Raw genomic sequence first — 14,251 nt, forward strand, 5'->3', positions numbered from 1 at the left:
GACACTACTTTCATGGCTCACAAACCTCAGATCAAGATTCCGGCGACGTACATGCGCGGCGGCACCAGCAAAGGCGCGTTCTTTCGGCTGCAGGATTTGCCGGAGGCCGCCCAGGTGCCAGGCGCCGCGCGCGATGCGCTGCTGATGCGTGTGATCGGCAGCCCGGACCCGTATGGCAAGCAGATCGACGGTATGGGCGGCGCGACTTCCAGCACGAGCAAGACGGTCATCATCGCGAAGAGCAGCAAGCCGGATCATGACGTGGACTATCTGTTCGGGCAGGTTTCCATCGATAAGGCGTTTGTCGATTGGAGCGGCAATTGCGGCAATCTTTCTGCTGCGGTGGGGCCGTTTGCGATTAGCGCGGGTCTCGTCGATGCGAGCCGGATTCCGCAGAACGGTGTGGCTGTTGTGCGCATCTGGCAGGCGAATATCGGCAAGACGATCATCGGGCATGTGCCTATTACCGATGGCGCTGTGCAGGAAACCGGCGACTTTGAACTCGATGGCGTGACGTTTCCGGCGGCTGAAGTTCAGCTTGAGTTCATGGACCCGGCTGCCGAAGAGGAGGGCGCGGGCGGCGCGATGTTCCCGACGGGGAATCTGGTCGATGACCTCGAGGTGCCGGGTGTCGGCACGCTGAAGGCGACGATGATCAATGCCGGTATCCCGACCATATTCGTGGATGCGGAAGCGATCGGTTATAAGGGCACCGAACTACAGGACGCTATCAATAGCGACGAGAAGGCGCTTGCGATGTTCGAGACCATTCGCGCGCATGGTGCGGTGCGTATGGGCCTGATCAAGAACATCGATGAGATCGCGACGCGGCAGCATACGCCGAAGGTTGCGTTTGTCGCCAAGCCTGCCGACTACGTGGCTTCTAGCGGCAAGCGCGTTGCCGCGAGTGACGTCGATCTGCTGGTGCGGGCGATGTCGATGGGCAAACTGCATCACGCGATGATGGGGACTGCAGCGGTTGCGATTGGTACGGCAGCGGCGATTTCAGGGACGCTGGTGAATCTTGCTGCCGGCGGCGGCGCGCGGGATGCGGTGCGGTTTGGGCATCCGTCGGGAACGCTGCGAGTAGGGGCCGAGGCTCGGGAGGAAGGCGGGGAGTGGACGGTCACCAAAGCAATCATGAGCCGGAGTGCACGGGTGTTGATGGAGGGGTGGGTGAGGGTGCCGGGGGAATGAGTCCAATGGCATCGAACAATCGCGCTACGGCAAAGCGCCGACCGGCCTGCTGAACAGCATGAACGGCCAGACGGCCAGGATCCGGACCATCATTGCGGGAGGGTATCCGGGATGGCTGGGCAAGCCGTCTTCGGCCTCCACTTCCGAGCGTTTGAATCGGGTGCAGATCCGCATTTCCACCGGCGGCGCATCCGCTCCGAAAGGGGTGCGGAACGCTGACACCCAGGGCCGCTTGTCGTCAAAGGCCATGTACATCGGTGTCGCGCAGCAACTCGCGATCATCCGTCTGGTCTTCGAGGGGGCGGTCAGCCTCATCGCCTGGAGTCGGTCTGCGCCCCGCGTGCAGGCAATGCGATCGCGGCGGAACACCATGAACTCCGTGCCGCCGTCGACGCTGGACGCTCGCCCTGAATTGGCGGATGCGGCGAGACGTTGGGCTGCCGTCTGGCAGTCGTCGCAGTAGCACGCATTGACCATAATGGGCTGACCCCAGGCGCTGATCTCGACCGCGCCACATTGGCAATGCGCCACGTGTGATGGATTTCTTGTTGCCATAGGCTCCACTCAGTGAGGTTTGACTATCTCACACGCCGAGCTTTCCCAAGGTAACTACCTCCTGCTTCGTCACAAGAGCCGCAAAACGGCCCGGAGAGGCCCCCTCAATTCCGGAATAGATTTGCCCGTGATCATGCATGATCTATTCCTTGGTAAGATAGCCCATTCCCCGTAGGAGGATCGGATGGATCGGCTCGAAGGCATCAAGATATTCGTGCGCGTCGTAGAAAGCGGGAGCTTTTCAGCGGTTGCGCGTGAGCTTGGGACAGGGCAGCCGGCGATCAGCAAACAGGTTGCCGCGCTCGAAGAACATCTCGGTGCGCAGCTTCTTATGCGCACCTCCCGCAGCCTGAGCCTGACCGAGGCCGGGCGCGACTTCTACGAATCTGCCGTACGACTCATCAGCGATCTCGATGCAGCGGAATCCCGCATCGGTTCGGGACAGGTCTCGCCGTCCGGCGTGGTGCGTGTCAGCGCCGCGCCCGCCTTCTCTCGACTCTATGTCGTGCCGCAACTCCCTGCGTTCCGCGTTCGCTATCCCAAGGTCGTTGTCGAGTCGCTCGTCTCCGAGCGGACGATCAATCTCGTTGACGAGGGCGTCGACCTCGCCATTCGCAATGGCGCCCTTGCGGACTCTAGCCTTATCGCACGCAAGATCGGCGAGTTCGCCCTCGTCGCCGTAGCGTCTGCGGACTATCTGGAACGCAGAGGAGTGCCGAAGCGACCGAGCGATCTCGACCGCCACGACGGCGTGTTTTTTGTCTCACGGGATGGACCGCGACCCTGGACCTTCGCCAGCCGCGCCGGGGTGGTATCCCATCAGGCGGCGGCATCGTTTCGCACCAATGATGGCGAAGAGCAACGCGCCGCGGTCCTTGCCGGCCTCGGTATCACCCAGGCGCCATACTGGCTTTTTGCGGCCGACATACGCGCCGGAACCGTGCGGCGAATCCTGCGCGATTGTGAGCCGGCCAGAATTCCGATCAGTGCCGTGCGACCCGCGTCCCGCAGTCTGCCCAGCAAAGTCGCCGTGTTTGTTGACTTTCTGGCTGAGCTGCTCGCCGAAATGGACGACTGATCTATTCCTCAATGGGATCGATGCTATCCAAAATTAACGTCTAGTTCGCGCCTGGTGGAATTGATAGATTTGCATCACCGACAAACGAGGTGTTCAAACGAGGTGATGCATCATGAAACGGCTCGACAATAAGGTTGCGATAGTGACAGGCGCTTCAAAAGGAATCGGAGCGGGCATTGCAAAAGCCTTCGGCGCGGAAGGCGCGGTGGTGATCGTGAATTACGTGCGCGATCAAGCGGGCGCGGAACGGGTAGTGCGTGAGATCACCGGCAAAGGCGGGCGAGCTATCGCCGTGCAAGGCGACGTGGCGCAGAGGTCCGACGCGCAACGCCTCGTCGCGGAGGCGAAAAATACCTTCGGCCGTCTGGATGTGCTCGTGAACAACGCGGGCGTCTTCTCGTTTGCACCCTTCGAGCAGTTCATCGAGCAGGAGTTTCACCGTCAGTTCAACACGAATGTGCTTGGCACGTTCCTCATGATCGAAGCCGCTTTGCCGGCCTTCGGTGCGGAAGGCGGCAGCATTATCAACATCGGATCGACGGAGAGTGTCGCTGCCGACCCGACCCTTTCGATCTACGTGGCGTCAAAGAGCGCTGTCGATGGCTTGACGCGCGTGCTCTCAAAAGAGTTCGGCCCCAGGAAAATCCGCGTTAACGCTCTCAGTCCCGGTGGAACCGAAACGGAGGGTGCGCAAGCGGCAGGCGTCATGGGAGCGGAGTTTAAGAAGCAGATAATCGCCAGTACTCCGCTGGGCCGCGTCGGGCAACCCGAGGACATCGCACGTGTGGCCGTATTTCTTGCCTCGGATGATGCGGGCTGGCTCACGGGAGAAATCATCTTCGCGAACGGCGGCAACAGGTAAAACGCCTTCTTGGTTAATAACGCGGGCTACGGCCCAAGGGTTTTCATTGCAATTTCGGTAATCGATTGACAAAGTAGGAGAACGATCGTGTCCGCATACGTTGTCTTCACTAGAAGAGGAAAGCCATGATTGACCATATTTATCTCCCCGTCTCTGACCTGGAACGGTCGAACGAATTTTACAAGAAGCTGCTTGAGCCGCTTGGCATCGACATGCCCTACAAGTTCGATCAACTGCACGGTTTCGCGATCAATAGCAATCCTGGTTTCTGGCTGAAGAATGGCGAAGTCGCCAAAGACCTTTACGTCGCATTCACCGCCAGGAGCGCGGACGCTGTCAGGGCCAGCTACAAGGCGGCGATAGACGCGGGAGCTACTTCAAAGAAGGAACCGAGCCTTCGGCCCGAATGGCGTGCCGACTACTTCGCGGCGAACATCGGCGATCCGGACGGATACAACATCGAGATTGCCTATAAGCCTTGGCTCTACAAATAAAAGGTAAGAGATCTATGATCCCGTCATCGCGGCAATCCACAAGCAGCAGATGAGATAGACCGCGATACTGGAATTACCTTCGCTGATATTGCGTTTCGTCGCGGCCAATGGTCCCGACAAGAACCGCCAACGAACATCGATCCTGCGAGGATTCTTTGGTGCTCTGAGCAGTCTTGATCGCAGCTAAGGCAAGACAGCGAATTCCTGATCCTGCGCGAGTTGAGAATGGGGAATGACCGCTTCGACGGCATTCAGGCACAGACCGGAATGTCGCCCAACCTGCTTACCCAGCGCCTCAAAACAATGGAGGACAACGGGCTCATCGAGCGTCGGGTCTATCAGGAGCGACCCAGGCGGCACGCCTACTGCATCACTGACAAGGCGCGTGAGCTTGACGGAATGATGCTGACCCTTCGTTTGTGGGGAATGCGGCACTGCGGGCTGGACCCGCCGGCTTTCCAGACGTGGAAAGCCGGTGCCCTACGAGGTCTGGCGCGTTTGAGGAAAATCGGACCGTCCGCGCAACCGATTGTCAGGCAGCCCTCACTGACGCACATAGCGCAAGTGTGTGGCGGCTGGACCATCAAGAACCCTGTCAATGCGAAACTGCGGCCCTGGCTCGCCCAGGTTCTCGAAGAGACGCCGCCCACCGCCGAACAACACGGGTGACAAGGCGATTTCCAGCTCGTCAACGACACCCATGGTCAGGTATTGCTGGATCACATCGGCTCCACCCGCGATACGAATATCACGACTGCCTGCGGATTCCCGAGCCAGCTCAAGGGCACGCTCCGGCCCGTCATTGACGAAGTGGAAGATCGTCCCACCCGGGCGCACCCAGGGTTCGCGTTTCTCGTGCGTAAGAACGTATACCGGTGTGTGAAACGGAGCCTCCTCCGGCCAGGCGCGCTCGCCTTGCTCGAACATTCGCTTGCCCATAATGTTGGCGCCGATGCGCTCCGTGGTGCTGCGAAGCAGGTCATTGACCGGGCCGGTCTCTCCCCCTGGTCCGAGCTTGAGGTTCTGGCGGAAGTACTGTTGATTGAAGATCCAGGCCATCAGCGCACCCCACTTGGCGCCCCAGTTCTTGTACTCAGGCGTGTCCCAATTCTCCATGGTCATTCCTTCCGGTGCCATGTAGCCATCGAGGCTAAGTCCAATGTTGACGAATACTTTACTCATGATTCTCCTCTCGCTGAAATGCATAAAGCAGCATATCGGAGAATGGTCTGCAAATCATCCCTATGTCCGCTTTGGAGCGATTGATTGAATGTCGCCTGGTGGCTGGCCACGGTCCGATGCTGAATGGATGAGGCAGTCCCGCAGATCGGCCTGTATCAGGCACAAGTCGACCCTCGCCCTCCGGCCACGAAGGTCGGCAATTGGGGCGTCTAATAAAATTAGTTCAGCGATGTCGATTTAGCCCAATCTCGAACGTCGAGTAGGTGAGCGCTGGAGTTGCGTATCCGGCACTCAACGAGACATCCAGCAAAGGAGAAATCACCGTGCCCCCTCCACTGACCCCCGTTATCACCGTCTTTGAACGGTCGCCCGATCGCGGCAAAGGACTGGCGCGTGACATGCGTGTTCGCTGGGCGCTTGAAGAAGTCGGCCAGGCTTACGAGGTTCGTCTTGTTTCGTTCGGTGCAATGAAGGAACCCGTGCATCGAGCGCTTCATCCTTTTGGGCAAATCCCGACCTATGAAGAAGGCACGCTTGTCCTGTTCGAGTCGGGGGCGATCGTGTTCTATATCGCAGAGCGCCACGCAGGCCTGCTACCTGACGATGCGAATGCCCGGGCACGCGCGATCGCATGGATGTTTGCCGCGCTCAACACGGTTGAGCCGCCGATCCTCGATCTCCAGACCACCAAATTCATGGAGCGGGACAAGACCTGGTACGACGAGCGCCTGCTTATCGTCGAGGATCGCATCCGTGACCGGCTGGGCGAGCTGTCCGATCGCCTTGGCAACGCCGACTGGCTCGATGGTGCGTTCAGCGCGGGCGACCTGATTATGGTGTCGGTGCTACTGAGGTTGAAAGCATCGGGTCTGCTGGACGAATATCCGAACCTCTCCGCCTATGTCGCCCGCGGCGAAGCGCGGCCCGCCTACAAACGTGCTTTCGCAGCTCAATTGGCGGTTTTCGTCGCTAGCCAGTCACCGATCGCCTGATGAAGGTCAGCTCCAGGCTCGACGCCATCATCGGGCTTCGCCACGGCCCGCGCTGATACTTCGCGTGAATTGCGTCGTGGACACGCATTTCCACCGCACATCGATCCCTGCGAAGTTGAATGATGATCATGTAGCCGGCCTCCTCGCCGCGAATATGCGGGTTCGGGTTCGGCATTGGACCGGAATCGGCCGATTCTGTTTGCAAGGACTTCCCTCAGCGACAATCGAGTCTCGCGCGCCGATACTGAATCGGCGCGACGCCACGAGTCGATTTGAAGGCGCGGCTGAAGGAAAATTCTGACTCGTATCCAACGCGCGCGGCGATATCGCGAAGTCGCAGATCGGTCTGCTCGAGCAGTTGAGCGGCAATCCCCATGCGCCAGCGCGTTAGATAGCTGTGCGGTGGTTCACCTACTGAATTGCTGAAGTTGCGGGCGAACGCAGCGCGCGACAAACCAGCTTCTTTGGCGAGATCCTCCAGTGTCCACGCACGTTCGGGTGCTTCGTGTATGCGCGCGAGAACCCGTGTGATGTGCGGCGAACGCAGCGCCGAAAACCAGTCGTTTGTTGCCGGAGATGCAGCGTCGGCCCAATCGCGCATGAAGTAGACGAACAAGGACGAGAGCAGGTTACGAACCACGATCTGATTCCCGAAGTTCGGCGTCTCCACTTCGTTACGAAGCATCCGCAACGTGTCGCATAGCGGTGAACATCCAGGTTCCATTCCAGCGCGGAGCGACACGGCTTGTGGTAGCGCCCGCAGAGCGGGAAGCGCCAAGTGCTGATCTACGTCGAACTGGCCGCAAATCAGCGTGGTGGCCTTTGGGTCGCGGTCGACGACACCATCACGCATAGCCAGGAACGTTTCCAGCGGCATGACTTTGCCTCGCCCAGAATGCGCCACTTCATGCGCACTGCCACGCGGGAACAAGACTAGTTCACCAGCCTGCAATTCCATCGTTTTCGTCTCGGGTTGGCGCACGAAAGCACGCCCTTCCGCCACGAAGTGGAACACCACGGCGTTGCGAGGTTGCACCTCGAACCCCCATGGGCCTGCCACGCGTGTGCGCACCAGCACCAAGCCGTCGGCACGGACTGTTTTCAACCAACCGTTCAACGCATTCATGTCCGTATCCTAGCAGAATGAGACGAATTGCTATGTTTTAGCACCATATAGGTATGGATCATCTTCCAAAGAACGTTTCCAATGAGGGCTACAAAACATGGAGGCGAAATCATGAACAGGGATCACGTCCTACAAGTGCTTGACACTATCTACGAGAAGATCTTCAACAAGGGCCAGGCGAACCTGTATCCGGATTTCGTGAGCGGGCCATATATTCAACACAATCCGCTTTTTCCAGATGGGCTCGATGGCATCTTGGGCTACATCAAGCAGGCCGGGCGCATTCCATGCGAGGTTAAACGCATTGCGATAGATGGCGATCTTGCTTTTGTGCACGTGCGCTACCTGGAATGGGCCGGTCAGGAAACTGCGGGTGTCGACATTTTCCGCTTCGATGCCGATGGCAAGATATTGGAGCATTGGGACGTATTGCAGCCGGTACCCACCTCTTCCAGGAACGCCAACACAATGTTCTAGGAAATCACATGCCTCCTTCATCACTCGGTCCGATAGACGACGCCGACCTTGTCGCGACGCTGCCAGGTTTCACGAACGCTTACGCCGAAGTCAACGGTATCAGCTACGACTTCCTCGCCGCTTTCCTTGGCACGGCTGCCCCTGACGCGACAGTGTTAAAGCTACCCAATACCGGGCACTGGATTCCAGATGAGCAACCGGAAGAAACCGTGCGGCATCTCAATAAATTCTTCGGATGAACATTCACACGCGCTAGTGATTGACCTCTCTCAGCACGTCTATGAACGCCCGCAGACCAGCAGGTACGTGGCGATGCCCGGGATAGTACAGGCAGAGCCCCGGGATGAACGGGCACCAATCTTCCAGCACGGCAACCAACCGGCCGTCGTCCAGCCAGTCGCGGGCCGTGGACTCCGGTACATACGCGAGGCCCAAACCATCGGATGCGGCCTCGACCATCAGACCGTTGTGATCCAGCGTGAGCACGCCGGGAACATCGATTGCCACCTCCTGCCCGTGCTTGCGGAACTCCCAGCGGTAGCGTTTGCCGCTCGGCAGACGTTGGCGAATGCAGTCGTGGCTACGAAGGTCGTCGGGCGTGATGAGTGGTGTTCGACCTGCGAGATACAAAGGCGCTGCAACGACTACGAAGCGAAGATCACCGCTGATGCGCACTGCCACCATATCGCGCGGAATCGACTCGCCAAGCCGTACTCCGGCATCGAAACCTTGCTCGACGATATCGACGAGCCGTCCCTCTGCAACCAGATCGAGCGCCATGCCGGGAAAGCGCTTCAGGAAACGCGGCACCACCGTTTTCAATAACAGTCGCGCCGCACTCTCATTGGCATTGATCCTGAGCGTGCCGCTCGGATTGCCGCGCGCATCGGCGACGGCATCCAGTGCTTCGTCGAGATCGCGGAGCACGGGTGCAAGCCGAGCGAGCAATGCTTCGCCGGCTTCTGTCGGCGACACGCTGCGCGTCGTGCGGTTGAGCAGGCGTACGCCCAATTCGCGCTCCAAGGCGAGCATGGCGTGACTTAGCGAGGAGCGCGAAACGCCGAGTGCATCGGCGGCACGGCGGAAACTCCGATGCGTTGCGACAGCGGAAAACGCGGTGAGATCGGCAAGTGTCGGCTTGGTCATTGGTGGCGAATTTTCACGGGGTCATACGTACTATAGAGACTTCTCTGACCAATGACGGGTACCTAGACTGGTGATCAGGCAATGCCATTCCATCCACTCTAGGGAGAGACACACCATGATGAAGACCTGGCTTATCACCGGCACGTCGTCAGGCCTCGGCCGGCTACTCGCGGAGCACCTGCTGCAACGCGGCGATCGGGTCGTCGCGACGCTGCGGCACGAAGGGGCGCTCGATGAGCTGAAACAACAGTACGACGACCGGTTGCATGTACTGACACTCGATGTCACCGACATCCGCGAGGTGCACACGAATATCTCCGCCGCATTCGAAGCGATGGGCCGCATCGATGTGGTCGTGAACAACGCGGGCTACGGGCTATTCGGCGCGGCCGAGGAAGTGACCGATGAACAGATTGAGCGGCAGATTGCCACCAATCTCACAGGATCGATTCACGTCATCCGTGCGGCGTTGCCTCACCTGCGCCGCCAGGGCGGCGGCCGGATCGTTCAGGTCTCGTCCGAAGGTGGACAGATCGCTTATCCGAATTTCAGCCTCTATCACGCTACGAAATGGGGCATCGAAGGTTTCGTCGAGTCAGTAGCGAAGGAGGTGGGGCCATTCGGCATCGACTTCGTGATCGTGGAGCCGGGGCCGACAAGCACGCAGTTCGGTGCCGGTCTCGATCACGCGGTGCCGATGCCCGAGTACGACGATACTCCGGCGGGCGACGTCAGGCGGGCAATCGCGTCCAACAGCTTTGCAATTCGGGGCGATGCCGGCAAGACGGTCACCGCAATGATCGTCGCGGCGGACCTGGCACATCCGCCGTTACGCCTGACGCTTGGCGGCGGTGCCTACGACTCGATCAGGGCTGCGTTGGCTGAGCGTCTAAGGGTGCTCGAAGCACAGAAGGACATAGCGTTTTCAGTCGACTCGATAAGCTAAGCGTCGGAGCGCTTCAGTCGCATCGAAACCGAGAAGCGTTCGGCCGGATGGACGCTAATCGACACCTCGAAGGTTTCCCCCGCGGAATCAAGATAGCGCCGCACAATCTCAAGTGCCGCAGTCCCCTTCTTGACTTTCAGCCTTTCCGCCATCTCCTGCGAAATCAGAGCAGCGTGCACGTCCTGCTGGATCTCCGCGATGCAGCGACCATAGCGCGCTTCGATTAACGAACTGATCAGCGTATCCGGTTGAGCTCGCGCAGCCTCTGCGACTTCCGTATAAGCCGGGTCGATATATACGTCGGTCCAACCGACTGGCGGACTCTCTCTGTCGCCGTCGATGCGCAGGCTCGACACGCGCAGCCATCGCGTACCGTCGGCACATTTCAGCGTCTTGGCGAGCTTGCCGCTTGCGATGATCTCCTCCGTCGATTGCACGAGACGCAAGTGCTCTGAGCCGAACTGCACGAGATCGTCCACCGATGCGAGCGACGGCCGAAACTCGTTTTTCGGCTGCGCCGATTCGACGCGCGTTCCCGCGTTCTTGCGCCGCGACACGAACCCCAACTGCTGCAATTCATGCAGTGCTGCGCGAACCGTATGCCGGCTCGTCTGATAGTGGTCGCGCAGTTCAAGTTCGGTGGGCAGATACGAGCCCACCGGATAGCGGCCGGACGCAATGCCCTGAGTCAGGTCGCGGGCGATATCGGCGAAGTGCGGTCTGTTCATTTTTCGGTGGCGATGCAGTCGATTTATCAGAGGCCAGGGTAAATCATAACTTGTTCAACATGTCCGGACATATTAATTTGTTTATGTCCGGACATATCGGTGATTTTCGCGAATTGTCCCGACCCTTTTAAACCGGTTTCCTGCACTTCCAAGAGGTCGTCATGACGAGTCGCACTATCCCTATGGCCAGCACCGTGGTCGATTCAATCCTGTTTCGTGACGCCTTCGGCACGGCGAAGATGCGTGCGCTGTTCTCCGATTACGCGCTCGTGCAGCGCTATATCGACGTGGAAGTGGCGCTGGCCAAGGCTGAAGCGCGCGTCGGCGTGATTCCGGCCGACGCGGCGGAAGTGATCGCCCGTGAATCGACGATCGAGCGGATCGATTTCGATCACATGCGCGAGGAGACAGACATTGTGGGTTATCCGATTCTGCCGCTCGTTCACCAGCTCGTCGGCATGTGCGGCGAAGCGGGGCGCTACGTCCATTGGGGCGCGACGACACAAGACATCATGGATACGGCGGTCTCGCTGCAGGTGCGCGATGCGCTCGATGTGATCGACAGCGACATACGCGAACTGCGCACGATTCTGGTCGATCTTGCAAAGAAACACCGCGATACGCCAATGGCGGGCCGCACGCACTTGCAGCAGGCGTTGCCCGTCACGTTTGGCTACAAGGTCGCGATCTGGCTCGCGATGTTCGACCGGCATCAGCAACGCCTCGCCGAACTGCGTCCGAGGGTGGCCGTTGTCGAATTCGCGGGGGCCGCGGGCACGCTGGCCTCGCTCAGCGACAAAGGTTTCGAGGTTCAGAAGGCGCTCGCCGATGAACTGAAGCTCGGCGTACCCGCAACCACGTGGCACGTGGCGCGCGATGGTTTCGCCGAAGCGGTCAACCTGCTCGCACTCGTAACCGGCTCACTCGGCAAGATCGCGCTCGACATCATGATCATGGCGTCGACGGAGTTCGCTGAAGTGTACGAGCCATTCGTCAAGGGGCGCGGAGCGAGCAGCACCATGCCGCAAAAGCGCAATCCGATTTCCAGCGAACTGATGCTGGCCGCGGCGAAAGCGGTGCGTCAGCACGCGGGTCTTATGGTCGACGCGATGATCCAGGATTTCGAGCGCGCCACAGGCCCGTGGCACGCGGAATGGATTGCGATTCCCGAGAGCTTCATTCTTTCGGCTGGTGCGCTGCATCAGGCGAAGTTCGCGCTCGGGGGATTGATCGTCGACACCGAACGCATGAAACATAACCTGGGCATCACCAGGGGGTTGATCGTCGCGGAGGCGGTCATGATGGGAATGGCACCGTTCACCGGCCGCCAACAGGCACACGATATCGTCTACGACGCTTGCCGTACCGTGAACGAGAAAGGCGGCACGCTTGCCGAAGCGCTAGCGGCCCTGCCCGAAGTCACCACGCATTTCGACCGCCCGGCGATCGATCGCATGACCGATCCAGCCAACTATCTCGGCCTCGCGCCGCACATGGTTGATCGCGCCGTCGAATTGTCCAGCGGCATCTGAGTGAAAGGCGTGGAGGAGCACACATCATGAACAACGATATCGCATCAAACGAAACGCCGGACGTTCCGCCGCCCAGAAGGCTGCCGTGGTACCGCAAGCTGGGCATGCAGGTTCTGGTCGGGCTGATTCTCGGGATTGCCGTCGGTCTGATTTTCCCGAAGGTGGGTGGGCAGCTTAAGGTACTGGGCGACATCTTCCTGTCGCTTATCAAGGCCGGTGTTGCGCCGCTGGTGTTTCTCACCATCGTGCACGGCATCGCGTCGGCGGGTGACGTCAAGAGCGCGGGCCGCGTGGGATGGCGCTCGATCGTCTATTTCGAAGTGGTGTCGACCATTGCCTTGATAGTCGGCCTGCTGGCGGGCAACCTGCTGCAAACCGGAAAAGGCATGACGGCCGTCGCCGTCGGAGCGGCACCGCCGGTGGTTGCAAAGATGGAGTCACAAGGCTTCGTCGCGTTTGTCATGCACATCGTGCCGGACAACTTTATCGGCGCCTTCGTGAAGGGAGAATTGCTGCAGGTGGTGGTGCTGGCCGTGATGGTCGGTATCGGGATACTCGCGATTCCTGAACGCCGCCGCGTCAGGATCAACGAGGGACTCGATCTTGTTTCCGAAGTCCTGTTTTCGTTCATCAACCTGGTGATGAAGCTGGCGCCGCTCGGCACCTTCGGCGCCGTCGCTTATTCGGTGGGTAGCAACGGTACTGCTGTGCTGATTGCGCTTGCCCAGCTCGTTTTCAGTTTCTATGCGGTCGTGATCCTGTTCATCGCCGTGGTCATGGGAATCATCGCGAAGCTGGCAGGTTTTAGTCTGTGGCGCTTCCTGCGCTATATCAAGGACGAGATCTTCATCGTGCTGGGCACTGCGTCGTCCGAGAGCGCGCTGCCGCGTCTTCTGATCAAACTCGAGCGGCTTGGCTGCGCGAAGCAGACTGTCGGGCTCGTGCTGCCGACGGGTTATGCATTCAACCTTGACGGGACGTCCCTGTTCATGTCGATGGGCGTGCTGTTCATTGCTCACGCGTATGGCGTACCAATTACGCTGCAGCATCAGGTGGGTCTACTTCTGTTGATGCTGTTGACCTCCAAGGGTGCCGCCACGGTGTCGGGCGGATCGTTTGTGGTGTTTGCTGCGACGGTGGCGTCGACCGGCATTCTGCCTGTTGAAGGGGTCGCGGTGATCTTCGGTGTCTACCGTTTCATGTCAATGGCGATTGCCACCTGCAACACGATCGGTAACAGCCTTGCTACGGTCGTGATTGCAAAGTGGTCGCATACGTTTGATGCGCAGGTTGCCGAGCGTCATTTCTATCCGGAGCGTTACCCGGCTACCGCACATGCCGACGAAAGTCTTGCTGACGGTAACTTGCTGCCCGAGGACACGAGTGACGCGAATCCGCACCCGAGCGGCATTCCTATGAAAAGTGCAGGCACTGCGCGATGATCTGTGCCGCCTGGCCTCCGGCGCCCCGTCGGAGGTCTGGCGCTTTAGCGCTGTATCAGTGGCGGCCATACGACCAGCCCCGTTCGCAATTGCCCCCGCTCCGCAGCGCTCAGTGAGCTCACATCTAAGAGGCCGTCTCCGTTCGCGGACGCTGCGGCGGATTGGATGATTTCATTCATTTCGCATCCTCAATGTCGACGGAATAGGGCGTCTCTTCTCGTAACCTTCTCTGACGTATTCTTCGTCATGCTGAATGCATTGGGCTTTGCGCGTTCAATGCGTTTAATCGCCAATAGTTTTAACGGGCAACCGTCATTCAGCATAAAAACGCATCGTATTGGTAAAACTACTGATGCTGTAGTCAGACTACATTCTTACATTACTCAGCACGGAGAGTCGCTACAGTCAATCCGATGGTCCCGATTCCGCTCGGGCAGGCAAACGTTTGCGCAGCCACCCTGCGTCGCCAGCCTTCGTGTCCGGTGTGAACCTGT

16 protein-coding genes and 1 pseudogene are annotated in these 14,251 nt (G+C 59.3%); 11 read left to right on the forward strand and 6 right to left on the reverse strand.

All coding sequences use genetic code 11. The features are described from left to right. Positions 1-12: 12 nt before the first annotated feature. A complete protein-coding gene (gene prpF, locus M0D64_RS23470) occupies positions 13-1,197 on the forward strand; it encodes a 2-methylaconitate cis-trans isomerase PrpF (RefSeq protein ID WP_266259455.1) in 1,185 nt (394 codons plus the stop codon). 24 nt (positions 1,198-1,221) lie between these two features. Here the strand turns inward: prpF and M0D64_RS44905 are convergent, their stop codons facing one another. Continuing rightward, on the reverse strand, positions 1,222-1,752 hold the full coding sequence (locus M0D64_RS44905) for a GFA family protein (protein WP_367619661.1): 531 nt from the start codon (positions 1,750-1,752) through the stop codon (positions 1,222-1,224). 184 nt (positions 1,753-1,936) lie between these two features. On the opposite strand from M0D64_RS44905, the gene M0D64_RS23480 reads away from it, so the two are divergent. The 4 genes and pseudogenes from M0D64_RS23480 to M0D64_RS44910 form a co-directional block, all read left to right on the forward strand. Continuing rightward, positions 1,937-2,830: a LysR family transcriptional regulator gene (locus M0D64_RS23480; RefSeq protein WP_266259457.1), complete on the forward strand. Its 894-nt coding sequence runs from the start codon at positions 1,937-1,939 to the stop codon at positions 2,828-2,830. 112 nt (positions 2,831-2,942) lie between these two features. Next, entirely contained in the window at positions 2,943-3,692 is a 750-nt protein-coding gene (locus M0D64_RS23485; protein WP_266259458.1) for an SDR family NAD(P)-dependent oxidoreductase, read from the forward strand. A 125-nt stretch (positions 3,693-3,817) separates the two neighbouring features. Continuing rightward, entirely contained in the window at positions 3,818-4,186 is a 369-nt protein-coding gene (locus M0D64_RS23490; protein WP_266259459.1) for a VOC family protein, read from the forward strand. A 210-nt stretch (positions 4,187-4,396) separates the two neighbouring features. Beyond that, positions 4,397-4,612 (forward strand): annotated as a pseudogene (locus M0D64_RS44910) (winged helix-turn-helix transcriptional regulator); the annotation flags it as partial. 117 nt (positions 4,613-4,729) lie between these two features. Here the strand turns inward: M0D64_RS44910 and M0D64_RS23495 are convergent. Beyond that, positions 4,730-5,368 carry a dihydrofolate reductase family protein gene (locus M0D64_RS23495; protein WP_266259460.1) on the reverse strand — a complete coding sequence of 213 codons (639 nt, stop codon included), beginning with the start codon at positions 5,366-5,368 and terminating at the stop codon, positions 4,730-4,732. A gap of 335 nt (positions 5,369-5,703) precedes the next feature. Between M0D64_RS23495 and M0D64_RS23500 the strand changes: the two genes are divergently transcribed. Beyond that, positions 5,704-6,360, forward strand: coding sequence for a glutathione S-transferase family protein (locus M0D64_RS23500; RefSeq protein WP_266238798.1), 657 nt, complete (start codon positions 5,704-5,706; stop codon positions 6,358-6,360). Here the strand turns inward: M0D64_RS23500 and M0D64_RS23505 are convergent. Together M0D64_RS23505 and M0D64_RS23510 are read right to left on the reverse strand one after the other, a co-directional pair. Next, positions 6,338-6,535, reverse strand: coding sequence for a hypothetical protein (locus M0D64_RS23505; protein WP_266259461.1), 198 nt, complete (start codon positions 6,533-6,535; stop codon positions 6,338-6,340). The genes M0D64_RS23500 and M0D64_RS23505 overlap by 23 nt on opposite strands. Before the next feature lie 39 nt (positions 6,536-6,574). Further along, on the reverse strand, positions 6,575-7,486 hold the full coding sequence (locus M0D64_RS23510) for an AraC family transcriptional regulator (protein WP_266259462.1): 912 nt from the start codon (positions 7,484-7,486) through the stop codon (positions 6,575-6,577). 111 nt (positions 7,487-7,597) lie between these two features. On the opposite strand from M0D64_RS23510, the gene M0D64_RS23515 reads away from it, so the two are divergent. Both M0D64_RS23515 and M0D64_RS23520 read left to right on the forward strand, forming a co-directional pair. After that, positions 7,598-7,963 carry a nuclear transport factor 2 family protein gene (locus M0D64_RS23515; RefSeq protein ID WP_266238667.1) on the forward strand — a complete coding sequence of 122 codons (366 nt, stop codon included), beginning with the start codon at positions 7,598-7,600 and terminating at the stop codon, positions 7,961-7,963. Positions 7,964-7,971: 8 nt separating this feature from the next. Continuing rightward, complete coding sequence (locus M0D64_RS23520; RefSeq protein WP_266259464.1) at positions 7,972-8,202, forward strand: alpha/beta fold hydrolase; 231 nt, start codon at positions 7,972-7,974, stop codon at positions 8,200-8,202. Between the two features lie 13 nt (positions 8,203-8,215). Here the strand turns inward: M0D64_RS23520 and M0D64_RS23525 are convergent, their stop codons facing one another. Continuing rightward, positions 8,216-9,109 carry a LysR family transcriptional regulator gene (locus M0D64_RS23525; RefSeq protein ID WP_171926703.1) on the reverse strand — a complete coding sequence of 298 codons (894 nt, stop codon included), beginning with the start codon at positions 9,107-9,109 and terminating at the stop codon, positions 8,216-8,218. A 115-nt stretch (positions 9,110-9,224) separates the two neighbouring features. On the opposite strand from M0D64_RS23525, the gene M0D64_RS23530 reads away from it, so the two are divergent. Beyond that, on the forward strand, positions 9,225-10,055 hold the full coding sequence (locus M0D64_RS23530; protein WP_266259465.1) for an SDR family oxidoreductase: 831 nt from the start codon (positions 9,225-9,227) through the stop codon (positions 10,053-10,055). Here the strand turns inward: M0D64_RS23530 and M0D64_RS23535 are convergent. Continuing rightward, the gene (locus M0D64_RS23535) at positions 10,052-10,783 is read right to left on the reverse strand and encodes a GntR family transcriptional regulator (protein ID WP_266259466.1); all 732 of its coding nucleotides are present in this window, start codon (positions 10,781-10,783) and stop codon (positions 10,052-10,054) included. The two genes, M0D64_RS23530 and M0D64_RS23535, sit on opposite strands and share 4 nt — an antisense overlap. A gap of 161 nt (positions 10,784-10,944) precedes the next feature. Between M0D64_RS23535 and M0D64_RS23540 the strand changes: the two genes are divergently transcribed. Both M0D64_RS23540 and M0D64_RS23545 read left to right on the forward strand, forming a co-directional pair. Beyond that, complete coding sequence (locus tag M0D64_RS23540; RefSeq protein WP_266259467.1) at positions 10,945-12,315, forward strand: adenylosuccinate lyase family protein; 1,371 nt, start codon at positions 10,945-10,947, stop codon at positions 12,313-12,315. A 26-nt stretch (positions 12,316-12,341) separates the two neighbouring features. Beyond that, positions 12,342-13,757: a cation:dicarboxylase symporter family transporter gene (locus M0D64_RS23545; protein WP_266259468.1), complete on the forward strand. Its 1,416-nt coding sequence runs from the start codon at positions 12,342-12,344 to the stop codon at positions 13,755-13,757. Positions 13,758-14,251: the final 494 nt, after the last annotated feature.

The sequence above is a fragment of the Paraburkholderia sp. WS6 genome (assembly GCF_030464835.1).
Classification (GTDB): domain Bacteria; phylum Pseudomonadota; class Gammaproteobacteria; order Burkholderiales; family Burkholderiaceae; genus Paraburkholderia; species Paraburkholderia madseniana.